This window comes from Burkholderiales bacterium (assembly GCA_035543335.1).
GTDB lineage: Bacteria > Pseudomonadota > Gammaproteobacteria > Burkholderiales > JAHFRG01 > JAHFRG01.
On the sequence record DASZZH010000007.1, the window covers coordinates 28576 to 51904 of the forward strand.

29 protein-coding genes and 3 tRNA genes are annotated in these 23329 nt (G+C 57.3%); 16 read left to right on the forward strand and 16 right to left on the reverse strand.

The genetic code is table 11. The features are described from left to right. Positions 1-33 precede the first annotated feature (33 nt). Positions 34-801, forward strand: a complete 768-nt coding sequence (locus tag VHE58_01530; GenBank protein HVS25982.1) for a HesA/MoeB/ThiF family protein — start codon at positions 34-36, stop codon at positions 799-801. Positions 802-823: 22 nt separating this feature from the next. Here VHE58_01530 and can read toward each other — a convergent pair whose 3' ends face one another. The 3 genes from can to VHE58_01545 form a co-directional block, all read right to left on the reverse strand. Beyond that, positions 824-1468 (reverse strand): carbonate dehydratase, encoded by a 645-nt coding sequence (can, locus tag VHE58_01535; GenBank protein HVS25983.1) that lies wholly within the window; start codon positions 1466-1468, stop codon positions 824-826. Between the two features lie 124 nt (positions 1469-1592). Further along, on the reverse strand, positions 1593-2171 hold the full coding sequence (gene slmA / locus VHE58_01540; GenBank protein ID HVS25984.1) for a nucleoid occlusion factor SlmA: 579 nt from the start codon (positions 2169-2171) through the stop codon (positions 1593-1595). Positions 2172-2689: 518 nt separating this feature from the next. Next, positions 2690-3298 carry a Maf family nucleotide pyrophosphatase gene (locus VHE58_01545; protein HVS25985.1) on the reverse strand — a complete coding sequence of 203 codons (609 nt, stop codon included), beginning with the start codon at positions 3296-3298 and terminating at the stop codon, positions 2690-2692. Between the two features lie 31 nt (positions 3299-3329). On the opposite strand from VHE58_01545, the gene VHE58_01550 reads away from it, so the two are divergent. The 14 genes from VHE58_01550 (at position 3330) to VHE58_01615 (ending at position 14057) form a co-directional block, all read left to right on the forward strand. Further along, on the forward strand, positions 3330-3836 hold the full coding sequence (locus tag VHE58_01550) for a YceD family protein (GenBank protein ID HVS25986.1): 507 nt from the start codon (positions 3330-3332) through the stop codon (positions 3834-3836). 9 nt (positions 3837-3845) lie between these two features. Continuing rightward, positions 3846-4025 carry a 50S ribosomal protein L32 gene (gene rpmF / locus VHE58_01555; protein ID HVS25987.1) on the forward strand — a complete coding sequence of 60 codons (180 nt, stop codon included), beginning with the start codon at positions 3846-3848 and terminating at the stop codon, positions 4023-4025. 33 nt (positions 4026-4058) lie between these two features. Further along, complete coding sequence (plsX, locus tag VHE58_01560) at positions 4059-5075, forward strand: phosphate acyltransferase PlsX (GenBank protein HVS25988.1); 1017 nt, start codon at positions 4059-4061, stop codon at positions 5073-5075. After that, positions 5075-6031, forward strand: coding sequence for a beta-ketoacyl-ACP synthase III (locus tag VHE58_01565; GenBank protein HVS25989.1), 957 nt, complete (start codon positions 5075-5077; stop codon positions 6029-6031). Before plsX ends, VHE58_01565 begins: the two co-directional genes overlap by 1 nt. A 10-nt stretch (positions 6032-6041) precedes the next feature. Further along, complete coding sequence (gene fabD / locus VHE58_01570) at positions 6042-6971, forward strand: ACP S-malonyltransferase (GenBank protein ID HVS25990.1); 930 nt, start codon at positions 6042-6044, stop codon at positions 6969-6971. Between the two features lie 24 nt (positions 6972-6995). After that, entirely contained in the window at positions 6996-7736 is a 741-nt protein-coding gene (gene fabG, locus VHE58_01575) for a 3-oxoacyl-ACP reductase FabG (GenBank protein HVS25991.1), read from the forward strand. Positions 7737-7846: 110 nt separating this feature from the next. Beyond that, a complete protein-coding gene (gene acpP / locus VHE58_01580; GenBank protein HVS25992.1) occupies positions 7847-8083 on the forward strand; it encodes an acyl carrier protein in 237 nt (78 codons plus the stop codon). 37 nt (positions 8084-8120) lie between these two features. Then, positions 8121-9359, forward strand: coding sequence for a beta-ketoacyl-ACP synthase II (gene fabF / locus VHE58_01585; GenBank protein ID HVS25993.1), 1239 nt, complete (start codon positions 8121-8123; stop codon positions 9357-9359). Between the two features lie 86 nt (positions 9360-9445). After that, entirely contained in the window at positions 9446-10258 is an 813-nt protein-coding gene (gene pabC, locus VHE58_01590) for an aminodeoxychorismate lyase (GenBank protein ID HVS25994.1), read from the forward strand. Beyond that, positions 10248-11261 carry an endolytic transglycosylase MltG gene (mltG, locus tag VHE58_01595; protein HVS25995.1) on the forward strand — a complete coding sequence of 338 codons (1014 nt, stop codon included), beginning with the start codon at positions 10248-10250 and terminating at the stop codon, positions 11259-11261. The genes pabC and mltG overlap by 11 nt, the downstream gene beginning before the upstream one ends. 13 nt (positions 11262-11274) lie before the next feature. Continuing rightward, a complete protein-coding gene (gene tmk, locus VHE58_01600; protein HVS25996.1) occupies positions 11275-11904 on the forward strand; it encodes a dTMP kinase in 630 nt (209 codons plus the stop codon). A 23-nt stretch (positions 11905-11927) separates the two neighbouring features. Then, the gene (gene holB / locus VHE58_01605) at positions 11928-12908 is read left to right on the forward strand and encodes a DNA polymerase III subunit delta' (protein ID HVS25997.1); all 981 of its coding nucleotides are present in this window, start codon (positions 11928-11930) and stop codon (positions 12906-12908) included. Beyond that, a complete protein-coding gene (locus VHE58_01610; GenBank protein HVS25998.1) occupies positions 12901-13269 on the forward strand; it encodes a PilZ domain-containing protein in 369 nt (122 codons plus the stop codon). The genes holB and VHE58_01610 overlap by 8 nt, the downstream gene beginning before the upstream one ends. 23 nt (positions 13270-13292) lie before the next feature. Then, positions 13293-14057 carry a TatD family hydrolase gene (locus VHE58_01615; GenBank protein ID HVS25999.1) on the forward strand — a complete coding sequence of 255 codons (765 nt, stop codon included), beginning with the start codon at positions 13293-13295 and terminating at the stop codon, positions 14055-14057. Between the two features lie 187 nt (positions 14058-14244). Here the strand turns inward: VHE58_01615 and VHE58_01620 are convergent. The 7 genes from VHE58_01620 to VHE58_01650 all read right to left on the reverse strand — a co-directional run bounded on the left by VHE58_01620 (position 14245) and on the right by VHE58_01650 (position 17821). Next, a tRNA-Leu gene (locus VHE58_01620) sits at positions 14245-14336 on the reverse strand. 29 nt (positions 14337-14365) lie between these two features. Continuing rightward, a tRNA-Cys gene (locus VHE58_01625) sits at positions 14366-14439 on the reverse strand. Positions 14440-14509: 70 nt separating this feature from the next. After that, positions 14510-14585 (reverse strand) — tRNA-Gly (locus tag VHE58_01630). 50 nt (positions 14586-14635) lie between these two features. Further along, a complete protein-coding gene (pgsA, locus tag VHE58_01635; protein ID HVS26000.1) occupies positions 14636-15208 on the reverse strand; it encodes a CDP-diacylglycerol--glycerol-3-phosphate 3-phosphatidyltransferase in 573 nt (190 codons plus the stop codon). 11 nt (positions 15209-15219) lie between these two features. Continuing rightward, entirely contained in the window at positions 15220-17010 is a 1791-nt protein-coding gene (uvrC, locus tag VHE58_01640; protein HVS26001.1) for an excinuclease ABC subunit UvrC, read from the reverse strand. A 14-nt stretch (positions 17011-17024) separates the two neighbouring features. Continuing rightward, complete coding sequence (locus VHE58_01645) at positions 17025-17207, reverse strand: 4-oxalocrotonate tautomerase family protein (protein ID HVS26002.1); 183 nt, start codon at positions 17205-17207, stop codon at positions 17025-17027. Then, positions 17195-17821 (reverse strand): uracil-DNA glycosylase, encoded by a 627-nt coding sequence (locus tag VHE58_01650; GenBank protein ID HVS26003.1) that lies wholly within the window; start codon positions 17819-17821, stop codon positions 17195-17197. Before VHE58_01650 ends, VHE58_01645 begins: the two co-directional genes overlap by 13 nt. Positions 17822-17917: 96 nt before the next feature. Here VHE58_01650 and efp point away from each other — a divergent pair, with 96 nt between their 5' ends. After that, the gene (efp, locus tag VHE58_01655; GenBank protein ID HVS26004.1) at positions 17918-18484 is read left to right on the forward strand and encodes an elongation factor P; all 567 of its coding nucleotides are present in this window, start codon (positions 17918-17920) and stop codon (positions 18482-18484) included. 45 nt (positions 18485-18529) lie between these two features. On the opposite strand, the gene VHE58_01660 is transcribed toward efp, so the two are convergent. From VHE58_01660 to era, 6 genes are read right to left on the reverse strand one after another with little or no spacing between them, the layout of a single operon-like run. Then, positions 18530-19453 (reverse strand): cation diffusion facilitator family transporter, encoded by a 924-nt coding sequence (locus tag VHE58_01660; GenBank protein ID HVS26005.1) that lies wholly within the window; start codon positions 19451-19453, stop codon positions 18530-18532. Beyond that, complete coding sequence (nagZ, locus tag VHE58_01665) at positions 19440-20510, reverse strand: beta-N-acetylhexosaminidase (GenBank protein HVS26006.1); 1071 nt, start codon at positions 20508-20510, stop codon at positions 19440-19442. The genes VHE58_01660 and nagZ overlap by 14 nt, the downstream gene beginning before the upstream one ends. Before the next feature lie 14 nt (positions 20511-20524). After that, positions 20525-20905: a holo-ACP synthase gene (acpS, locus tag VHE58_01670; GenBank protein ID HVS26007.1), complete on the reverse strand. Its 381-nt coding sequence runs from the start codon at positions 20903-20905 to the stop codon at positions 20525-20527. After that, entirely contained in the window at positions 20902-21627 is a 726-nt protein-coding gene (gene pdxJ, locus VHE58_01675) for a pyridoxine 5'-phosphate synthase (protein HVS26008.1), read from the reverse strand. Before pdxJ ends, acpS begins: the two co-directional genes overlap by 4 nt. A gap of 55 nt (positions 21628-21682) precedes the next feature. Then, positions 21683-22408 (reverse strand): DNA repair protein RecO, encoded by a 726-nt coding sequence (recO, locus tag VHE58_01680; protein HVS26009.1) that lies wholly within the window; start codon positions 22406-22408, stop codon positions 21683-21685. 17 nt (positions 22409-22425) lie between these two features. Then, positions 22426-23322 (reverse strand): GTPase Era, encoded by an 897-nt coding sequence (era, locus tag VHE58_01685; GenBank protein ID HVS26010.1) that lies wholly within the window; start codon positions 23320-23322, stop codon positions 22426-22428. Positions 23323-23329: the final 7 nt, after the last annotated feature.

The window sequence follows — 23329 nt, forward strand, 5'->3', positions numbered from 1 at the left end:
TCTTGCAGGTTTGCCGCTCGACCCGGCTTTGCCATGAATGATAACCAGTTAATCAGGTATAGCCGGCATATTCTGCTGCCGCAAATCGGCATTGAAGGCCAGGAAAAGCTGCTTCACTCGCATGCGCTGATTATCGGCGCAGGCGGTCTGGGCTCTCCTGCCGCGCTTTATCTCGCGGCGAGCGGGGTCGGCAAAATCACCATCTGCGATGGCGAAAAGGTGGATCTCACCAACCTGCAACGGCAAATCGTCCACCACACACTTTCTGTTGGCACACCCAAAACCCAATCCGCGCGCAACACGCTTGGACTCATCAATCCCGAAGTAACCGTGGTCGAGGTTTCCAAGCGCGTAACCCGCGAAGACATCCTTGATTTGGTAAGGAACGCCGATGTGGTGCTCGATGCCAGCGACAACTTCGCCACCCGCCATGCAGTGAACCGCGCCTGCGTCGCGCACCGCAAGCCTTTGGTTTCAGGCGCCGGCGTGCGCTTCGACGGCCAAGTCGCGGTGTTCGATTTGCGGGAAACTTCAAGCCCCTGCTACCACTGCCTGTTCCCCGAAGCAGGCGAAGTCGAGGAAACGCGCTGCGCGGTGATGGGCGTGTTCGCGCCGTTAACCGGCATCATCGGCACCATTCAGGCGGCGGAAGCGCTGAAGCTATTGACCGGTGCGGGCGAAACGCTGAATGGGAGATTGCTTTTGGTTGATGCGCTTTCGATGGAATGGCGCTCGATCAAACTCGCCAAAGACCCGCAGTGCACCGTGTGCGACAGAAAGGCGCAGGCGGTGAATGCTTAGCAGCCAGTCAGGCCGCGGCAAATCATGACAAAGCGGAAATCGCCGCCTGGTAGGCCGCGGCGGTCTCATGCGTTCCACTAACCGTGATTTCCATGTCGCGCAGCTGCCCGTTCTCCAGCCCGTAAATCCAGCCGTGAATCGCCAGCTCCTGCCCGCGCTCCCATGCGTCGCGCGCAATCGTAGTCTGGCAGACGTTGGCCACCTGCTCAATGACGTTCAGCTCGCACAGCCGGTCGCAGCGCCTGGAATCGTCGGGCATCCCAGCCAATAACGCCTCGTGCTTCTGGCGCACATCCTGCACGTGGCGCAGCCAGTTATCAATCAAGCCCAGGCGGGTGAAGGAAAACGCGGCTTTAACACCGCTGCAACCGTAGTGCCCGCAGACGATAATGTGGCGCACCTTGAGCACATCTACCGCGAACTGCATCACCGAGAGACAGTTGAGGTCGGTGTGCACCACTATGTTAGCCACGTTGCGGTGAACGAACAGCTCGCCCGGCGGGAGCCCGACAATCTGGTTGGCGGGCACCCGGCTATCGGAGCAGCCAATCCACAAATAGGCGGGCGACTGCTGGTGCGAGAGCTTGAGAAAAAAATCCGGATCCTGCTGCCGAATGCGGTCAGCCCATGCTCGATTGTTTTTGAGCAGTTGTTTGAGGGATTGCATATTTAAGTTGTGTTCGGCGGCCTAACGCCCTGCTTGCTGCGCTTTCAAAGAAATGGCGCTCAATTAAATTCGGTAAGAACCCGCCGTGCCCTGCTTGAGGCGCGAAAGCGCAAGTGTTAAATACTTAACCTCTTATCAACTCCCGCCACTGCCCGGCCCAGTGCTCCATCGGTTCGCGCTTGAAACCGCTCTTGGCGTATTGGTGCCAGCGGCCGGTGACGAAGCACATTAAAAGATTGGCCTGCGCCGCCGTGTCCAGATCGGCAGGAATTTCATTGCGGCTCGCGGCAAAGCGCAGCGCCTGGCGCAGCGAGGCTTCGAGCCGGTCGTGCAATTGATTGATGCGGGTTTGCAGCCGTTCATTCTCATTCACCAGCGCATCGCCTATCAGCACGCGGGTCATCCCCGGATTTTTCTCGGCGAAACCCAAAAGCATCGAGAGCATCGCTTCCAGCTGCTTCAAGCCGCTTTGTTCGTCCGAGGTGATTTTGTTAATCAGCCCAAACAGCGATTCTTCGACGAATTCAATCAGCCCCTCGAACATCTGCGCCTTGCTGGCGAAATGGCGATAAAGCGCCGCTTCGGAAATGTCGAGTTTCGCCGCCAGCGCCGCGGTAGTTATTTTCTCCGCACGAGGGTTTTGCAGCATTTGCGCGAGCGTCTGCAAAATCTGCATCTTGCGCTCGCCTTTCTTAGCCGCCATTGCTCTGCCTCAGATCAAGGAACCTCTGATTAAGTCCTCCGCGAATTGCGTTGCCGGCAAAATGCGGATGGATGCAAGGCGCGCGACGAAGGTCGTACTCGAAGTACGACACCGAGGAGGGCCCGCGCAGCGTCCGCACCTGCGAAGCTGTGCAGTGAAGCGGGCCAGCGCTCGCCTTCGCGGTCGCACGTGCCGAGGCTCCACGCTCCGGCGAGCACGACGCAGACACCGCATTTTACCGCAACCCGGATGGGACGGCTGCCGCGACACGGTGAGCGAAGCTTGGGGTGCGGGAGCGGCAGCATGGGCGCCCCCGTTTAACAGTGATTCTTGCGGCAGCTTGCGCCCCTGCCCGCACCACGCTGCGCGAGACTGAGTCCGGGGCGCTTGTCCGGGCGGTCTGCTTTGTCGCTCGGCTTGCCAAGGGGGTCTGGCCATTGGCTGCGCCTCGCTTCGCGCATCCCCTTCCGGAAAGCCGCCGTCGCAACCACGTGGGACTTAATCAGAGGTTCCTAAGCCTAGAGGACCTCGAAGCCTTCGTTTTTCAACATGTCCACCAGTGCGATCAGTGGCAAGCCTACCAATGAAGAGGGGTCGTCGCCCCGCATGCTTTGGAGGAGCGCGACGCCCAAGCCTTCGGTTTTGGCGCTGCCTGTGCAATGGTAGGGCTGTTCCCTGGCCAGATAGCCGGCAATCTGCGCATCGCTGTAATCGCGCAGCCTGACCTGGTAAGGCACAACCCGAGTTTGCAGGTTTCCGGTTCGAGCATTAAGCAGACATATGGCAGTGTGAAACATCACGGTCTTGCCGCGCATGAATTGTAATTGCTTCAACGCATTATCATGGGTGTGTGGTTTGCCCAGCAGCGTGCCGTCCAGGGCTGCGACCTGGTCGCAGCCAATGATGAGCGCTTGCGGGTATAGGTTTTTCACCGCCAGGGCTTTAGCTTGGGCTAGACGAGCGGCGGTTTGTTCGGGCCGCTCGCCCGGCAAGGGCGATTCATCAACGTTGGGAGCGGCGGCGGAGAAGGGGAGTTGCAGGCGCTCTAACAGCTCGCGGCGATAAATAGAAGTCGAAGCTAAAACCAGCTGTGGAGAGCTCAAATTTTTCTCGTAAGTTTTTGACACCAAACTGCAAAAATAATATCATGCGCGCCTTATGCCTGAACAGGTCGCTGTCGACAGCCTGACATTTGCCCGCGGCGCGGAAGCTCTGCGTGGTAAAATACCCGTCGCCGACTTGCTGCGTTTGCGCACCTATTTATATTCTACGGAAGGTGTCATCGAATACGAGTTGCGCGGCACGGTAAATTCCCGGGGCAAGCCGCAATTGCATCTAGCAATTCAAGGCAGGATTTGTCTCAAATGCCAACGCTGCCTGGGCGAGCTGGCGCAGGATGTGGATCGGGTTTGCGATCTGCTGCTGATCGAAAACCAAAATGATTTTTCCGAAGTTACGGAAGAAGACGAAACCGTAGACTGCATCCCGGCGGAAACGGAGCTGGATGTGCTGGCCTTGCTCGAGGAAGAAATCATATTGGGGTTGCCGCTTTCTCCGAGGCATGACACGGCGGCATGTCGAATCAGTGAAGAGTATGATGGCAGCCGGGCCGGCCGCACGGCTTTTGCGCCGCTCGCGGCGCTGAAAAATCGGAACACTGAATAGGAGTTTGTCATGGCAGTTCAGCAAAACAAGAAATCCCCGTCGAAGCGCGGCATGCACCGTGCGCATGATTTTCTGACCAACCCGCCGCTGGCAGTCGAGCCCACCACCGGCGAAGTCCATTTGCGCCACCACATCAGCCCTAACGGCTATTACCGTGGCAAGAAAGTAACTCGCGGCAGGGGCGAATAGTCGCCAAACCGGGCGACCCCTGCCTGCACGGGAATGGATATCACGGTAGCCATCGATTGCATGGGCGGTGACCACGGCCCGCAGGTTACGGTGCCGGCAGCGGTAAAATTCCAGCAACGCAATCCCGATACGCAAATCGTCCTGGTCGGCCTGCGCGACGTCATCGAACCGGAGTTGCGTGCCATGCGCGCCGAAACCGGTCCACGGCTGCGCGTGCATCACGCCAGCGAAATAGTGACCATGGATGAACAACCGGTCCTCGCCCTGCGTGGCAAAAAAGATTCCTCGATGCGCGTGGCGATCAATCTGGTGAAAAACGGCGAAGCCCAAGCCGGTGTCAGCGCCGGTAACACCGGCGCGCTCATGGCCATTTCCTGTTTTGTGCTGAAAACCCTGCCGGGCATCGAACGCCCCGCCATTGCCACCGCATTGCCCAGTTTGCGCGGTCAAACTTATGTCCTGGATCTGGGCGCCAACGCCGACTGTACCCCGGAACACCTGCTGCAGTTCGCCATCATGGGCGCCACCCTGGTTTCCGCGGTGGAGCACAACGAACGTCCGAGCATCGGCCTGCTCAATATCGGCGAGGAAGAAATCAAGGGCAACAAAGTGGTGAAACGGGCGGCGGAACTGCTGCGCGCAAGTGGGCTCAATTTCTACGGCAATGTCGAGGGCGACGATATTTTTAAAGGCACCACCGATGTCGTAGTGTGCGACGGTTTTGTCGGCAACGTGGCGTTGAAGACTTCCGAAGGCATGGCGCAGATGCTGGGGACCTTCCTGCGCGAGGAATTCGAGAGCAGCCTTTTGACCAGGATAAGCGCCTGGTTCGCCATGCCGGCGCTCAAAGCCTACAGGCACCGGGTTGATTACCGCCGCTACAACGGCGCGAGTCTGCTCGGTTTGCGCGGCGTAGTGATAAAAAGCCATGGGTCAGCGGATAGCTTTGCTTTTGGCTTTGCCATCCGGCGCGCAGTGGAGGAGGTGCAAAACGGCGTCCTGCGTCGCATCAGCGAGCGCATGGCGCCGATTCACCCGGAGCCGGTTTGATGTACTCGCGCATTGTCGGCAGCGGCAGCTACCTGCCGCAAAAAATCCTCACCAACCGCGACCTTGAAACCATGGTGGATACCTCGGATGAGTGGATTTTCACCCGAACCGGTATTCGTCAGCGCCATATCGCGGCAGACAACGAAAACGCGAGTGATCTGGCGCTTAACGCCAGCAAGAAAGCGATGCAAGCGGCGGCAGTGAAAGCGGGCGATATCGACTTGATCATCGTCGCCACCACCACACCGGACATGATTTTTCCCAGCACCGCCTGCATCCTGCAGTCCAAGCTCGGCATCAAGAACTGCCCGGCTTTCGATGTGCAGGCGGTGTGCAGCGGTTTTGTGTATGCCTTGGCCACCGCCGACCTGTTTATTCGCTCGGGCAAGAACCGTTGTGCTTTGGTCGTGGGGACTGAAATTTATTCACGCATTCTGAACTGGAATGACCGCGCCACTTGCGTGCTGTTCGGCGATGGCGCGGGCGCGGTTATCGTAAAAGCCGGCGAAACGCCTGGAATCCTCTCCACCCATTTGCATGCGGACGGCAGCTACCACAAAGCCCTGGCTGTTCCGGGCAGCGTGTGCGGCGGAAAGGTGACGGGCAATCCGCAGGTGGTGATGGAAGGCAATGCGGTGTTCAAGTTTGCAGTGAAGGTAATGGAAGAAATGGTGGATGAGGCCCTCGCCGCCAACAAGTTGCAACAAAGCGATATCCAGTGGCTGATTCCGCACCAGGCAAATATCCGCATCATTCAGGCAGCCGCCAGGAAACTGGGTTTAGGCATGGATCGGGTGGTAGTGACGATAGATCGCCACGCCAACACTTCCGCTGCCTCGATTCCGCTGGCTTTGGACGACGCGGTGCAGGATGGCCGTATCAAGCGTGGCGAGCTGATTCTCATGGAAGGCGTGGGCGGGGGATTTACCTGGGGCTCGGTTCTGTTGCGCTGGTAATTAAATAAACATGAAATTCGCATTCGTCTTCCCCGGCCAAGGCTCGCAGTCGGTTGGCATGATGCGCGGCTTTGCCGATTTACCCGTGGTACGCCAGACCTTTGATGAGGCTTCAGGCATTCTCAATCAGGATTTGTGGACGCTAGTGGAAAACGGGCCGGAAACGGCATTGAGCCAGACGGTCAATACCCAACCGGTGATGCTGATTGCCGGCATCGCAGTTTATCGCGCCTGGCGAAAGCTGGGCGGCGCAGCGCCCCACTTGCTGGCCGGCCATAGCTTGGCGGAATATACTGCCCTGGTCGCGGGCGGAGCGCTGGATTTCGCCGAAGCGTTGCCGCTGGTGCGATTCCGGGCGGAAACCATGCAGCAAGCCGTACCCGAGGGAATGGGGGGAATCGCCGCAATACTCGGCCTGGATGAAATAAAGATTAAGGAAATCTGCTTGGAAGCGGCGCAGGGCGAAGTCCTGGAGGCGGTGAATTTCAATTCGCCGGGCCAGATTGTGGTCGCCGGGCATAGAACAGCGGTGCTGCGCGGCATGGAGCTGGCCAAGACCAAAGGCGCAAAGCGCGCCATCATGCTGCCGATGAGCGCGCCTTCGCATTGTTCGCTGATGCGCGGAGCGGCGGTAAAGCTGAAAGAACGTTTGCAATCAGCGGCAATCAAGCCACCCCAAATCCCGGTAGTGCATAATGTGGACGTGAGCGAACATGCGGAGCCCGACGCGATCAAGGAAGCGCTGGTACGACAACTGTATAATCCAGTGCGCTGGGTGGAAACCATCCGGGCTTTGGCGCAAAGAGGCGTAACGCATGTCGCGGAATGCGCGCCGGGCGGAGTGCTGGCCGGCCTCAACAAGCGAATTGCTCCCGCTCAGGAAGTATTTGCGTTCAACGATGGGGCGGCGCTCAAGCAGGCGTTGGCGGTACTGGCCTGACTTTTTCACGACAACTCACAAAAAATGCTGGAAAACCAAATTGCTTTAGTCACAGGCGCGAGCCGCGGGATCGGGCAGGGCATTACTTTGGAACTGGGCAAACAGGGCGCAACCGTGATTGGCACCGCGACCACGGATAACGGCGCGCTGGCCATCAGCGCCTATCTGGCGAAGGCGGGGATCAAGGGCGCCGGAATGGCGCTCAATGTCAATGACGGCGAAGCGATTGAACACCTGCTCGAGGACCTCCAGAACCGCCATGGCGCGATCTCGATTCTGGTCAATAATGCCGGCATTACCCGCGACAATCTGCTGCTGCGCATGAAGGACGAGGAGTGGGACGACATCATGTCGACCAACCTGAAATCGGTATTCAGGCTATGTCGCGCATTATTGCGCCCCATGGTAAAAGTACGCTACGGTCGCATTATCAACATTACTTCCATTTCCGGGGAAATCGGCAATCCCGGTCAAGCCAATTACGCCGCGGCCAAGGCCGGAATCGCAGGGTTCAGTAAGTCACTGGCACGCGAAGTAGCGAGCCGCAATATCACGGTTAATTGCGTCGCGCCCGGCTTTATCGACACCGACATGACCCGGGCGCTCGACGAAGCGCAACGGCAGGCGCTGCTGCAGCATGTGCCGATGGGGCGACTGGGGCGGGTCGAAGAAGTTGCCGTAGCTGTGGCTTTCCTGGCTTCAAATGGCGCCGGTTACATTACCGGCTGCACCCTGCAGGTGAACGGCGGGATGTACATGAATTAGACAGCGACCATTGCGATTTTGTAATCAGGGTAAATTTGGTAGAATAGTCGAATTTGCTGCAGCCCAAGATTGAATTGCTTTGACCACCACGGAACCAGAAAGGGATTTAGATGGAAAACATAGAGCCACGCGTAAAAAAGATTGTTGCTGAACAACTCGGCGTCAACGAGGGCGAAGTCAAGAACGAATCTTCGTTTGTGGACGATCTGGGCGCGGATTCGCTAGACACAGTTGAGCTGGTGATGGCGCTGGAAGAGGAGTTTGAGTGCGAGATTCCCGACGAAGAGGCGGAAAAAATCTCCACCGTGCAGCAAGCCATTGACTACATCAAAACCCACCTAAACTGATTCCCCCGCGTTTTAACCCTTCGCACCTGGAGTAATCTTGTCCAGACGCAGAGTCGTCATTACTGGCCTCGGTATCGTGTCACCGGTCGGTATTGGCGTCGCTGAAGCGTGGCAAAACATCGTCGCGGGGGAACCGGGCATCACCCGAATCACCCGCTTCGACGCCTCAGGCTTTGCTTCGCAGATTGCCGGCGAGGTAAAAGGTTTCAATCCCGAGAACTATCTTTCAGCGAAAGATGCCCGCCGCATGGATACGTTCATTCACTACGGGATGGCCGCGGCCATTGAAGCGATCAAAGATTCGGGAATCGAAATCACGCCGCAGAACGCCGAGCGCATCGGCGTCAACATCGGGTCGGGCATCGGGGGCTTGCCAATCATCGAGGAAACCCACAACGCCTTCCTCAAGGGCGGGCCGCGCAAAATTTCACCGTTCTTCATCCCCATGACCATCATCAATATGATTTCGGGCAACCTCTCCATTCTGTATGGATTGAAAGGCCCAAATCTGGCGATGGTCACCGCCTGCACCACGGCCACGCATTGCATCGGCGATTCGGGGCGGCTCATCGAATACGGCGACGCGGACGTGATGGTAGCCGGCGGCTCCGAATCCACTTTGACGCCGCTGGCCATAGGCGGCTTCTCTTCCGCCCGTGCGCTGTCCACGCGCAACGACGATCCGGCCACCGCCAGCCGGCCGTGGGACGTAGGGCGCGACGGTTTTGTGCTCGGCGAAGGGGCGGGGGTGCTGGTGCTCGAGGAAATGAAGCATGCTCAAAAACGCGGCGCGCGTATTTACGCCGAGCTTGCCGGTTTTGGCATGAGCGCCGACGCCCACCATATGACTGCACCCTGTGAAGACGGCGAAGGCGCGGCGCGCTGCATGGCGAATGCCTTGCGCAACGCCAGACTCAACCCGGATCAGGTGGATTATGTCAACGCCCACGGCACTTCAACGCCGCTGGGCGATATTGCCGAAACCGTGGCGGTCAAGCGCTGTTTTGCCGATCACGCAAAAAAAATCGCAGTCAGTTCCACCAAATCCATGACCGGGCACCTGCTTGGCGCGGCGGGAGGGGTGGAAGCGGTATTTTCAACGTTGAGCATTCATCACCAGATCGCCCCTCCCACCATCAACCTCTTCGAGCAGGATCCGCAGTGTGATCTCGATTACGTGCCGAACACCGCGCGCAACATGAAAATCAGGGCGGCCCTGTCCAATTCGTTTGGTTTCGGCGGCACCAACGGCACGCTGGTTTTTACCAAGGCTTGATACGGCGGCGCCTTTTCCTTTTTCGGCAACCGGGTTAAATTAGTTTCATTTATTACGGCTTTTTGCGTGCTGCCGGTGAGTTCAAAATGATTCTAGTCAACGGCGTTCAAACCGACTCGTTAAGCGTGCACGACCGCGGCTTGATGTACGGTGACGGCGTGTTCCGCACCCTGCGTGTAAGCCACGGCGTAGCGCTGTGCTGGCAACGCCATTACCGCAAACTGCTGGCGGACTGTGCGGCGCTCAACATTAATTGCCCTTCCATCGCGGTTTTAAGCATGGAAGTGGAAGCGGTTACAAAAGCCAATCCTGAATGCGTCGTCAAAATCATCATCACCCGTGGTGCCGGAACGCGGGGTTATCGTGTCGCGCCTGGCGCCACACCCAACCGGGTCGTTATGTCGAGCCCGCTTCCCGACTATCCGGCAAGTCACTACGAGCAAGGTGTGAAGGTGCGGATCTGTGATTTAAGATTGGGACTGCAACCGCGGCTTGCCGGGATCAAGCATCTCAACCGGCTGGAAAACGTATTGGCTCGCCAGGAATGGAACGACGAAGCCATTGCCGAAGGACTGCTGCTCGATGGTGAAGGCCATGTCATCTGCGGTACCATGACCAACCTGTTCACGCTGAAAGGCGCCGAGCTATGCACACCGGATCTGTCCCGCTGCGGGCTGGCCGGAGTGCAGCGCGAGCGCGTTCTGGAGCGGGCGGGCAAAGCAGGCATTGCCTGCAAAGTCAGAGCTATTTCCTTGCCTGAGCTCCTGCGAGCGGATGAAGCATTTCTGACCAACAGCGTAATCGGCGTGTGGCAGATCAGGGAAATCGGAGAGAAACGCTGGGAACCAGGCTGTTTTGCTCCCATGGTCCGCGACTGGCTTGACCGCGATTGTGACTAAACGCGCCATCCGGATTCTGGGTTTTCTTCTCGTTGCGCTTTTGGCCGGAGCAGCGGGCTGGCTGGCTTACTATGCCAACACGCCGTTGCAATTATCAAATACCCCGGTCGAATTCAGTTTGAAACCCGGCAGCAGCCTGAGGAGCGCGGCAAAACAACTCACCGAAATCGGCGTACTGCCTGAGCCGTGGAACTTTGTGGCGCTGGGAAGAACCTTGGGCAAGGCCGGGCAAATCAAGGCCGGCAACTATGAGCTGAAAGGCGAGTTAAGCCCTTATTCCTTGCTCATTAAGCTCACCGAGGGCGATTTTACGCAGAAGGAAATCACCTTTATCGAAGGTTGGACTTTCAGTAAAGCGCGCCAGACGCTCAACAACCACCCGAGTATCCGTCATGACACCGTTAAGATGAGCGAGAAAGAAATACTCGAGAGCATCGGCGCGACGGAAGAGTCCACCGAAGGTTTGCTTTTCCCCGACACTTATCATTTCAGCGAGGGCGTAAGCGATGCTACCATCCTCAAGCGGGCTTATCAGACCATGAAATCCAATATCAGTACCGCCTGGGCTGGGCGCGCGCCGAACCTGCCTTTCGCCAATCCCTACGAGGCATTGATTCTTGCCTCCATCGTCGAAAAGGAAACCGGCCAGGCGACCGAGCGGCGCATGGTCGCAGTGGTTCTGATAAACCGGCTGCGGCTCGGCATGAAATTGCAGGCCGATCCTACGGTAATTTACGGGATAGGCGAGAGCTTTGACGGCAATATACGCAAGCGCAATTTGGAAACGGATACGATTTACAACACCTACACTCGAATTGGATTACCGCCGACGCCGATTGCCATGCCCGGGCTGGCCTCGATTCAGGCGACACTTAATCCGGCAAACAGCAAAGCGCTATATTTCGTCGCGCGCGGCGACGGCACGTCGTATTTTTCTGATACGCTGGAAGAACATAACCGCGCCGTGACAAAATACCAGAAAAGCGGGCGGCGCAAACCTTGAACGGGAGCAGGCTTTGGCGGCAAAACCGAAAAGCAAAGGTAAATTCATCACGCTTGAAGGTATAGACGGCGCGGGCAAAAGCACGCATTTGCCGTGGATTGCGGAGCAACTGCGCGCGCGCCAGCTTGAGGTGGTGGTGACGCGCGAGCCTGGCGGGACGTCGCTAGGTGAAAAACTCCGGGTAATCCTGCTCGGCCAAACCATGCACCCGGAAACCGAGGCATTGCTCATGTTTACCGCGCGCCGCGAGCACCTGGATAAAATAATTCTTCCGGCCTTGGCGCGCGGTGCCTGGGTGGTTTCCGACCGCTTTGCCGACGCCAGCTTCGCCTACCAGGGCGGGGGCAGGGGAGTGGCCGTAGAGAAACTGGAAATTCTGGAAAAATGGGTACAGCAGGGCTTGCAGCCGGAACTCACGCTGTTGTTTGATGTGCCGCCCGCTGTCGGCAAAAAGCGGCTGGTAAATAATCCTGGACTGGACCGCTTTGAGCAGGAGCAGGAAATGTTTTTCGAGAAGGTGCGCAAAGCTTATTTGCAGCGGGCCAGGCGCCACCCTGAACGCCTGCACGTAATCGACGCCACGCAGGGCCTGTCAGCCATTAGGAAACAACTTGAAGTAATTATTATAACATGCTGTTTTTGAGTAAATATATTTGGCATAAACCAGTGTGGGACGCGCTTGTTTCCCGCAGCCAAGGCTGGCCGAACGCAGTCCTTATAAAAGGCAGGAAAGGCATCGGCAAGCTCGCCTTCGCGCAAGCGCTTTCACAGTATCTGCTGTGCGAAGCGCGAGAGCCTCTGGCTGCTTGCGGCAAATGCCAAAGCTGTCTGTGGTTTGCTGGCGCCAATCATCCAGACTTCCGCCTGCTCGAACCCGCCGCATACAGCGCGGCCGCCGGCGAGGAAGAAGCCGAAGAGAAAAAATCCGAGAAAGCGGCCAATCAAATCAGCGTCGAGCAAATCCGTGCACTCGATGATTTCGTCAATCTCACCAGCCACCGCAACGGCTACAAGGTCATTCTGATTCACCCTGCGGAGGCGATGAATCCGCATGCCGCCAATGCGCTTCTCAAGACTCTGGAAGAGCCGCCGGGGAACACCGTTTTCGTCCTGGTTTCCCACGCGCCGCAGCGCCTGTTGCCGACCATCATCAGCCGCTGCCGCGGCATTCCACTGCCGGTCCCCGCCGCCGCTGTTTCATTGCAGTGGCTGCAAGGGGAGGGCGTCGCCCATCCGGAAATCGCGCTGGCGCAGGCAGGCTACGCGCCGCTTGCCGCACTGGAAGTTAAAGAGGAGGAAAAACAAATCCAGCGCCGCGATTTTCTCGAACGCCTCGGCGCAGCCGTTCCGAATCCGCTGGCATTGGCCGAAAGCGCATTGCAATACCCGCTTCCTGACGTGGTGAATTGGCTGCAAAAATGGGTTTGCGACCTCGCTTACTGCAAATTCACCGGTAAAATCCGTTATCATTTAGACTTTGCGGACAAGCTGGAGCGCCTTGCCGAAAAAGCGGACGCCCTCGGACTCATGCGATATTACCGCGAACTCCTGATCGCGCAGCGCGCCGTGCGGCACCCGCTTAACCCCAAGCTGGTATTGGAGCAGCTTGCATTGTCTTATTATTGCTTGGTGCTGAAAAATGAGTGATGCCCCCAAACTGCTAGCCGCCTCGCGGCCAGGCGTGTTGTCGCTGAACATCCGCGAGAAGTCGGCGCTCTATGCCTCCTACATGCCGGGTTTGAAAAACGGCGGCATCTTCATTCCCACCAGCAAGCCTTACCGTGTCGGCGATGAAGTGTTCATGCTGTTAAGCTTAATGAATGACCCCAACAAACTGCCGGTGGTGGGCAAGGTGGTATGGATTACGCCTTCCGGCGCCCAAGGTAACAAGACGCAGGGGATAGGCGTGCAATTCAACAACGATGCAAGCGGCATTGCGGCGCGCACCAAGATAGAAGGGCTGTTGGGCGACTACCTGCAATCCAGCCGGCCGACGCACACCATGTAACCCGGGCTCGCCCGGCTTCTGGCATGTTTGTCGATTCCCACTGCCACATCAATTTTCCTGAGCTCGCGGACAACGTTCCCGGAGTGCTGGCGAAAATGCGCGAGAACCGGGTGAGCCACGCGCTCTGCGTCAGCGTCAATTTCCCCGAATTTCCCCAGGTGCGCGCGCTCGCCGAGCAATATCCCAACATCTACGCTTCCGTAGGAGTGCATCCGGATTACGAGGAAGAAGGGGAGGTAACGATCGACGAACTGCTCAAGCGCGCCGACCATCCTAAAATTATAGCCGTCGGCGAAACCGGGCTTGACTATTACCGCCTGAAAGGCAATCTGGAATGGCAGAAGCGGCGCTTCCGCAGCCACATCCGTGCCGCCAAGGCCTGCTGCAAGCCACTTATCATCCACACCCGTGAAGCGGCGGCGGATACTTTAAGCATTATGCAAGAAGAGGGCGCGTCCGAAATCGGAGGTGTCATGCACTGCTTCACCGAAAGCTGGGAAATGGCGCAAGCCGCCATGGCGATGAATTTTTATATTTCCTTTTCCGGCATCGTGACGTTCAAGAATGCAGTTGCATTGAGGCAAGTCGCCACGCAAGTGCCGCTTGAACGCATGCTGATTGAAACCGACTCTCCCTTTCTGGCGCCGGTACCGTACCGTGGCAAAACCAACCAGCCTGCCTTTGTCCGCCATGTCGCCGAGGAAATCGCCAGGTTGCGCAACATCCCGCTCGAAGACGTTGCCAGCGCCACCACACAGAACTTTTTCAGGCTTTTCAGACTTCAGTAAGTAGGGTTTTGGGCCCATGGTTGCCTCCAAAAGAAATATAAAATGGTTGGGCCCAATGCTATCAATAACTTCGTATAATGTATATTATGTTAAATTAAAGTAATACATTAGGTTTAACTAATATACGCTTTAACTCAATTCGTTTTTTTGTTGTATTGCAATAGGGGAAGAACACGAGTTTACTAGGTGGTGCCCGGAGCCGGAATCGAACCGGCACGGGCTGGATTAGAGCCCGAGGGATTTTAAGTCCCTTGTGTCTACCAATTCCACCATCCGGGCGCAGGACAGTTCGGGCGGTTCTTGTATCTTGGAGGCGGGGGTCGGAATCGAACCGGCGTACACGGCTTTGCAGGCCGCTGCATGACCACTCTGCCACCCCGCCGTTTTTACGGGTCATTAAAACTAAACAGGGAAAACGAAATATTGATTCATTGGTTCGTTTTCCCCGGAATTGGAGCGGGAAACGAGGTTCGAACTCGCGACCTCAACCTTGGCAAGGTTGCGCTCTACCAACTGAGCTATTCCCGCAAAAAACAGAGTGTGCATTATAGGAGTCTGGTCACTAAAGTCAAGGTTACTCACGCGCGTTTCAACGCCTGCGGCATGGCTTTTTTCAGATAGTAGGCCATTGACCACAAAGTCAAAATCGCCGCAATGTAAATGCACCAGGTGCCGATTAGCTGGGCGTTCAGCATCCATGGCAAAGTATCGTGATAAAGCAGCAGCAAAATTGCCGCCATTTGCGAAATCGTTTTGATTTTGCCGAAAAAGGACACCGCCACGCTCTTGGCGGCGCCGATTTTCGCCATCCATTCGCGCAGCGCCGAAACCGCAATCTCACGGCCGATGATGATGAAAGCGATCAGCGCATCAACGCGACCAAGGTTGACCAGGATAATCAACGCGGCCACCACCATTAGCTTATCGGCGACCGGGTCGAGGAACGCACCAAAAGCCGAGGTTTGGTTGAGCGTGCGCGCGAGATAGCCGTCGAGCCAGTCGCTGATCGCGGCTACGGCAAAAATCGCTGTTGCCAGCAGGTTTTTATAATGCATGGCCAGCACGGCATCGGAGAGATAGAAGATTCCGACAAACAGCGGAATCAGAAGAATACGCAGCCAAGTGATGAGATTGGGTATGTTGAATGGCATGGGGTGCGCTACTAATGCAGCTCGCGGTAGATTATTTCGGCCAATTTGCGACTGATGCCCTCCACCATCGCGAGGTCGTCCACACTCGCCGCAAGCACCCCTTTGAGGCCGCCAAACCGCGACAGCAGTTTTTGCCGGCGCTTCGCGCCCACGCCGCCGATTTTTTCCAGTGAGGACGTGACGCGCGTCTTGGCGCGCCTGGCGCGGTGGCCTTGAATCGCGAAGCGGTGCGCTTCGTCGCGGATTTGCTGAATCAGATGCAAACCGATGTTATCCGGAGCCAATTGTAGCGGGTTTTTATCCCCGGGAAAAATGAGTTGTTCCAGCCCGGGTTTGCGCTCCGCACCCTTGGCCACGCCGACAAGATAAACGTCATTGAGCCCGAGCTCGGCGAAGATTTCCTGGGCAACGCTCACCTGTCCCTTGCCGCCGTCCACCAAGATCAAATCCGGAACCCTGCCCTCCCCTGCGGAAATTTTTCGGTAGCGGCGCGTCAGCACATTGCGCAGGGCGGCGAAATCATCGCCTGGCGTTATGCCCTCGACGTTATAACGCCGGTATTCCCCGGATTGCATGGCGAGATTGTCGAACACCACGCAAGCACCCAAGGTGGCTTCGCCCATGGTATGACTGATATCGAAGCATTCGATGCGTTGCACGCTGGAAGGCAGATCCAAGGCTTGCTGCAGTGCCTGCATCCGCGCTTCCTGGCTCGCCTGGCTTTGGTATTTCTGTTCAAGCATAAGGGTTGCGTTCTTGACCGCCATATTGAGCCAGACGCGGCGCTCGCCTGTCGTCCGCGTCACCACCTGAGTCTTGCGTTTGCCCAACAGCACCCCGAGCGCGTCGCGATCAACCGGCTGATTGATCACTATCGTATCCGGGAGTGGACGATAAAGATAATGTTGCGCCAGAAACGCCTCCAGCGCCGCCTGCGGCTCATAACCCTCGGCGTTTTGCGGAAAGAAGCTTTTGTCGCCAAGATGCCGGCCGCCTCTTACCATCACCAGATTCACGCACAGAATTCCGCCGCGGGAAACGCAGGCAATCACGTCCGCGTCCGCGCTGCTGGCGCTGCTTACGAATTGCTTTTCCTGGACTTTGCGTAACGACTGCATCTGGTCACGGTAAAGCGCGGCGGTTTCATAGTTCAGCGCGTTCGCGGCTTCCTGCATTTTCTGGCCGAGAATACGCAGTACTTCGTTTTGCTTGCCGTCGAGAAATAACGCGGCATTGGCCACATCCGCTCGGTAACTTTGTTCCTTGACCAGGCCTACGCATGGCGCGGTGCAGCGTTTGATTTGGTGCAGCAGGCAGGGGCGCGAGCGATTATTGAACACGCTGTCTTCACAAGTACGGATGCGGAATACCTTCTGCAGCAACTGAATGCTTTCCCTCACCGCCCAGGCATTCGGGTAGGGACCAAAGTAACGGTTTTTCTTGTCGAGCGCGCCACGGTGAAAGCCCAGGCGTGGATAACGGTGCTCGGTGAGGATAATGTACGGATATGATTTATCGTCACGAAACAATATGTTGTAGCGTGGAGTTAAACTTTTAATTAAATTGTTTTCTAAGAGCAGCGCTTCGCCTTCGGAACGGGTGACCGTGGTTTCGACTTGAGTGACTTGCGCCATCATCAGCCGGGTGCGTGGCGATTGCAGGTTTTTCCGGAAGTAGGAGGAAACGCGCTGGTTAAGGTCGCGCGCCTTGCCGACATAAATCACCTCTCCAGCCGCGTTGAGCATGCGATACACCCCGGGCAGATTGGGCAGCCCGGCGATGACTTCTTTGGGATTGAGCACGGCTGCCTAAAGCGTCATTCGTCGAGAAGCTTTCCGCCAACCGCCCAGTTCTCGCCGGCCAGCTTGTCGAAGGTGACGTGAGTGCAGGATTTGAGTTTGTGCGCGATGCGCTCGAGAATCTCGGTGATTTCCTCGGCGATCTTGCGCTTTTGTTCTCGAGTCAGAGTTCCAACCAAGCGGACATTCACGTAGGGCACCAGACTTCCTTTTGCTTGCGCAGCTGTTGAGAAATGCGGGCGAACACCACCTCGAACATCTGCGGGGTAAGGCGCTTTGTCTGAGTATTATAACGGCTGCAATGGAAGCTATCGTATAAGGTGAGCCCGTTGCCAAGTTTATGCTCTGCACCGTGGGCAAAAGGAAAATCTCTCGCCTTCAACAATAACGACATGAGCACCGCCTGGTGTGCAATTCTTCCCAAAGCCAGGATAGCCGTATTCTCATTTAGAGCTTTAATCTCATGCTTTAAATACTTATTACAATTAACAATTTCTTCCGGGTTTGGTTTATTGGCTGGGGGTACGCATTTGACGGCATTGGTAATCCTGCAGCCGATGAGCTGCAAACCGTCCTTGCGGCTCTTCGATTCAACCAGGCTGGCAAAACCGAAACGATGGAGCGTCCGATAAAGCAAAATCCCAGCGTGGTCTCCGGTAAACGGCCGCCCGGTACGATTGGCTCCGTGCAATCCGGGCGCCAGGCCGACGATGAGCAGCCCGGGTTTGGCGTCGCCAAACGCTGCCACCGGCTTAGCGTAATAGTCCGGATGCTCGCGGCGGATGCACTCCAGAAACCGGACAAGCGCAGGCAATCCGTGCAGTTAGTGGAAAATACCGCATGCGGCAATTCTTTTCTTCCCTCCTCTATAGTAAAATCGCGCTCTTTGCTAAGGGTAACGCGACCCGCTATGGCCAAAGTTCTCGCAACCGAAATCCGAGCCGGCAACCTGATTGAATTCGAAAAACGCATATGGCGCGTCCTCAAATGTTACCATGTCCACGTCGGCGGGCGCGGCGGCGCCTTCATGCAGGTGGAGATGAAAGATATTGAAGCCGGCACCAAGCTCAACCAGCGCTTCCGCACCGAGGAAAAAGTGGAGCGCGCATTTGTCGAAAGCCGGGACATGGAGTACCTGTATAACGACGGCAGCAGCTACGTGTTCATGGACAAGAAAACCTACGAGCAATTCAACCTCTCGGTGGAGTTCCTTGAAGGGCAGGTGGAGTATTTGCTGCCCAATACCGATGTCCAATTGAATTTTCACAATGGCAGGGTCATTGGGATGCAACTGCCGGCCAGTGTAGTGCTCACCATTACCCAGACTGAACCGAATCTCAAAGGCGCGACGGCAACGAGTTCCTATAAGCCGGCCAAAACAGAGACCGGGTTGACGGTGATGGTGCCGCCATTTGTGCTGCAAGGGGAAAAAATCAAGGTGAGTACCGATTCCGGGGAATACATTGAAAGAGTCTAAGGCTTCCCCGGCCTGCCGGTTGCTCAAGCCGCGCTCTGCCGGCTTTTATTTCTTGGGGTAAATGCGGATCGAGCCGGGGTAACGCTTTTCGGGGGTTTGCGGCTCTTCCGGCTGCAGCGTCACATGGTCGATGCCGAATTGCCGGTGCAGCATGACTTGAGCCGCCTCGAGCACTTTCGGCCAGGCGGCAAGTACGGGCACTTCCAGATGGGCCGACAATGCCACCTTGCCCGAGGCCAAAGTCCAGATGTGCAGGTCATGCACCGAACGTATGCCTTCGATGTGCGTCATTTCCCGCCCCACCGCCTCGATTTGCAAGTTGAGTGGCACGCCTTCCATCAGCACATGCAGCGCTTCGCGCAAAAGGTTGAGCGTGGAAAAGAGGATCAGCCCCGCTACCACCAGAGACAGGATCGGATCGATCGGCAGCCAGCCGGTAAAGTAAATCACTGCGCCGGCGAGCAGCGCCGCCACCGAACCGAGCAGATCGCCCATCACATGCAGCAACGCCGCGCGCGCATTGAGTGTTTGCTCGCCATGACTCAGTAGAAAAATAACCAGAATATTGGCGGCCAATCCCGCGCCCGCAATCACCATGACCGCTGCGCCCGACACCGGTTGCGGTTCGCGCAGTCTGGCTACCGCTTCGACCACGATGAACAGAATGATGAGCAACATCATGAGGCCGTTTAACAGCGCGGCGATGACTTCCGCGCGCAGCAGGCCGTAGGTATGGCGCCGGGTAGGCGGATGTTTGGTTACCCAACCGGCAAAAGCGGTGAGTCCCAGCGCCACGCAGTCGGAAAACATGTGGCCCGCGTCGCTTAATAATGCCAGCGAACCCGACCACCACCCGCCAATGGCTTCCACCCCGGCAAAACTGAGTGTGATCAGCAGCGCCCAGTGAACACGGCTAGGTGTTTCTCCGTGATGGGAATAGGTGCGGAAGCGCAGATCAGGCGCGGCCATCGGTATTCCTTTCCAAAGCCAGATCGCCGCTGGCAAACCCGATGCTCGCGACTTCGTGCACCGCTTTCACGTAAAAAGAATCCTCGCGCAGGCGGGTGAGCGACGCGGGGTGCGGCCTGCCATGCAACTGCGCCAGCCGGGCCAGGCTCACCGCCGGCATAGGCCAGCGCAAGCCGGAAAGCAGCTTGCCGGCTGCCGCCGTGTCATTGCATGCCAGCACCATGTCGCAGCCGGCATGCAAGGCCGCTTGCGCGCGCTCAATGACGCCACCGGCGACACGGGCACCTTCCATGCTTAAATCATCGCTGAACACCGTGCCTTCAAACCCAAGCCTTTTGCACAGGATGTCCTTGAGCCAGACGCTGGAGAAGCCCGCCGGCTGCAGGTCTACCTTGGGATAAATAACATGCGCCGGCATTACCGCGCTCAAGCCCAGGCTTATCATTCGGGCAAAAGGCACGAGGTCCAGCATCTCGATGTCCTCAAAGCTGCGCTCATCCACCGGCACTTCAAGATGCGAATCGGCGGCAATATAGCCGTGGCCGGGAAAATGCTTGCCCACAGCGCCCATGCCGCTCTGTTTCAAGCCCAGCATCAACTCATGCCCGAGTTCGGCTATCGCTTGCGGATCGCTGTGGAAAGCGCGATCGCCGATAATGGTGCTCGCGCCATGATCCACGTCGAGCACCGGGGTAAAGCTCAAATCTACCCCGCAGGCGCGAAGTTCCGCGGCGAGAACCAACCCGGTCATGCGCGCGAGGCTCTTCGCCTGATACGAATGGGCGTCCCAGATTTTCCCCAGCTCGCGCATCGCCGGAATGCGGGTAAAGCCTTCGCGGAAACGCTGCACCCTGCCCCCTTCATGGTCCACCGCGATGAGGAGTTGCGGGTTGCGCAGCGCATGGATTGCCGAGGTGAGTTCGAGCAGTTGCTGCGGTGACTGGTAGTTGCGGGAAAAGAGAATGACGCCGCCGGTTAGAGGATGCAGCAGCCGCTCGCTGTCTTCAGGCGCAAGCTCTGGTCCGGCGATATCGAGCATCAGCGGCCCCAACGGCATGGATCTTGCGCTTTTCACGGGCACTCCAGCACCACCACCGCGCAAGCTAGGCCTTTCTCGTCGCTCAGGCTCAGGTGATGACGCACGATGTTGCGCTCCCGCAAATACAGTTCGAGCGCAGGATGGAACCGCAATTCGGGTTTGCCCAGGCCGTCATGGGTCACGCTGATTTGGCTTAAGATCACCGGATAGCGAAAACCGCTGCCCACTGCCTTGGCAAACGCCTCTTTCGCGGCAAAACTTTTGGCAATGAATGCGGCGGCATGACGCGCAGAAGCGTAGTCCTCCCGCTCGTTGCGAGTCAGCACTCTTTTGGCGAAACGCTCGCCGTATTTTGCCAGCAGCCGGGCAACCCGGTTGACTTCGACAAGGTCGGTGCCTATGCCGTAAATCACCGCGCCGCCTTGCGCATGATGCTTTTCATTTCCCGCACCGCCTGCGGCCAGCCGACAAACAATGCATGGGCGACGATGGCATGGCCGATATTGAGCTCATTGATGTGGTGAATGGCGGCGATTTTTTGCACATTGCGATAATGAAGACCGTGGCCGGCGTTGACTTGCAGGCCTAGCTTGTGCCCATAGACCACCGCCACGCGGATTTTTTTCAACTCCCGGTTCTGCGCACCGAGGCTGGGCGCATCCGCATAATGGCCGGTGTGAATTTCCACATCTGGCGCGCCGGTCTCCTTCGCAGCTTCCAGTTGTTTGCAATCCGGGTTGATGAAAAGCGAAACGCGTACTCCGGCTTCCGCGAGCAGCATGCAGGCGTGCTTGATGCGCTTGAAATGCCCGACCACGTCCAACCCGCCTTCGGTGGTGAGTTCCAGCCGTCGTTCCGGTACCAGGCAGGCGTGCTGGGGGCGGATGCGCAGCGCAATCTGCAACATCTCTCGGGCGGCGGCGAGTTCGAGGTTCATGGGCACGCGTAACCTGCGGCGCAGCAGGGTTACATCGCCGTCCTGAATATGCCGGCGGTCTTCGCGCAAATGTAGGGTAATCGTGTCGGCGCCCGCTTTTTCCGCCAGCAGCGCGGCCTCTATCGGATCGGGATAAGGCGTGCCGCGCACCTGGCGCAGCGTCGCCACGTGATCGATGTTTACTCCCAGCCGTATCATGTTTCTGATTTGATTAAAAGGACAAATTATATCCGCAATAACCGCGGCCAGGCGTTTAAAGCTGTTGTAAATCCTTGAGCAGCTGACGGGTGTGGAGCACCTGGTTACCGAGATAATGGCTGAGAATAAGCCGCATCAGCGCTTTGCTCTCCTGCTGGGTATTGGGGTCGCTGTAGTCATCGTTCGCTAAGTCCAACAAGGTTTTTCCCAGGATATGCATTGCGCCCGGCTCGGTGTTTGAGGCGACTGGGCCGCGTTCGATGACGTAGGAGTAAAGAAGTTCAGGCTGCACCGGTTTGCTGCTATGCGGGTCGCGCTCCAGCGTCAACGCATAACCCAGTTCCTTGAGCAGACGGATTTCAAAGCGGCGCAAGGCCGTGGCGGGGTCGTTTTGTGCAGCGAGAACCAGCAGCGTGTGCTGGTAATGCGCGAACAACTGTTCGTGAGGATCGTCGCGCGGCAAAAGCTTCATTATCAGCTCGTTCAAATAAAAACCGCAAAGCAAGCTCCTGCCTTGAAGCAGGGGCGTTCTCCCCTGCCATTCCGCGCGGTGCAGCGTGCGCAATTCCGATTTTCCGGACCAGCCGACCAGCAGCGGCTGGAAAGCCTGCAGCACTCCTCGCAACGCGGATCTCGGCCGGCGCACACCGCGCGCGACCACCGCCAGCCGGCCGAAGTTTTGCGTGAATAATTCGGTTACCAGGCTGGTTTCACGGAACGGGTAGCCGTGCAGTAGAAATGCAGGCTGATTGTCTTGTTTAAACTTGTCCTGCGCGCTCATGGGTTCCCCGGTAATGCCTATTCATAGCCCAGTTTTTTCAGCGCTTGCGCATCATCGGCCCAGCCGCTTTTCACTTTGACCCATACCTGTAAAAATACCTTGCCGCCAAAAAGCTTTTCCATGTCTTTGCGCGCCCGCGTGGCGATGGTCTTGAGTTTTTCCCCTTTAGCACCGATCAGGATGGCCTTTTGCCCCGGTTTGTCGACGATGATCGAAGCCTGAATGCGGCGCAATCCGCGCTCCATCTTGAATTCATCCACGGTTACGCTGACGGCGTAAGGCACCTCTTCTCCGGACAGCTGGAAAATTTTCTCGCGCAGCTCTTCCGCCGCCAGGAAGCGCTCGTTGCGGTCGGTGATGGCGTCTTCCGGATAAAGCGCCGGGTTCTCCGGCAGCAAACCGCGAACGGTTTCAAGAAGTTCTGCAAGTTGCGTACCTTTCTGCGCGCTGACGGGAACGATGCCGGCAAAGCTAAATTCTTTCGAAATTTTTTGGATAAGCGGCAGCAGTTCGGTTTTGCTTTCAAGGCGGTCGATTTTGTTCATGACCAGCACCACCGGGCGTTCGGGCAGGAGCTCCAGCACTTCCCGGTCGCGGTTGTTGTACCTCATGGCCTCGATCACAAACAACACCGCATCCGCCGCATCCAGGCTTTGTACGACGCTGCGGTTCAGAATCCGGTTGAGCGCGCCGCCGTGCCGGGTCTGGAAGCCGGGTGTGTCGACAAAGATATATTGCGCATCCTCGCGAGTGAGGATGCCGGTGATGCGATGCCGCGTGGTTTGGGGTTTGCGCGAAGTGATGCTGATTTTTTGCCCGATGAGCCGGTTAAGTAAAGTGGATTTGCCGACGTTGGGGCGTCCGACAACGGCAATCAGCCCGGAGCGATAGCGGGTATGGATTGAGCCCGGCATGAGTCAG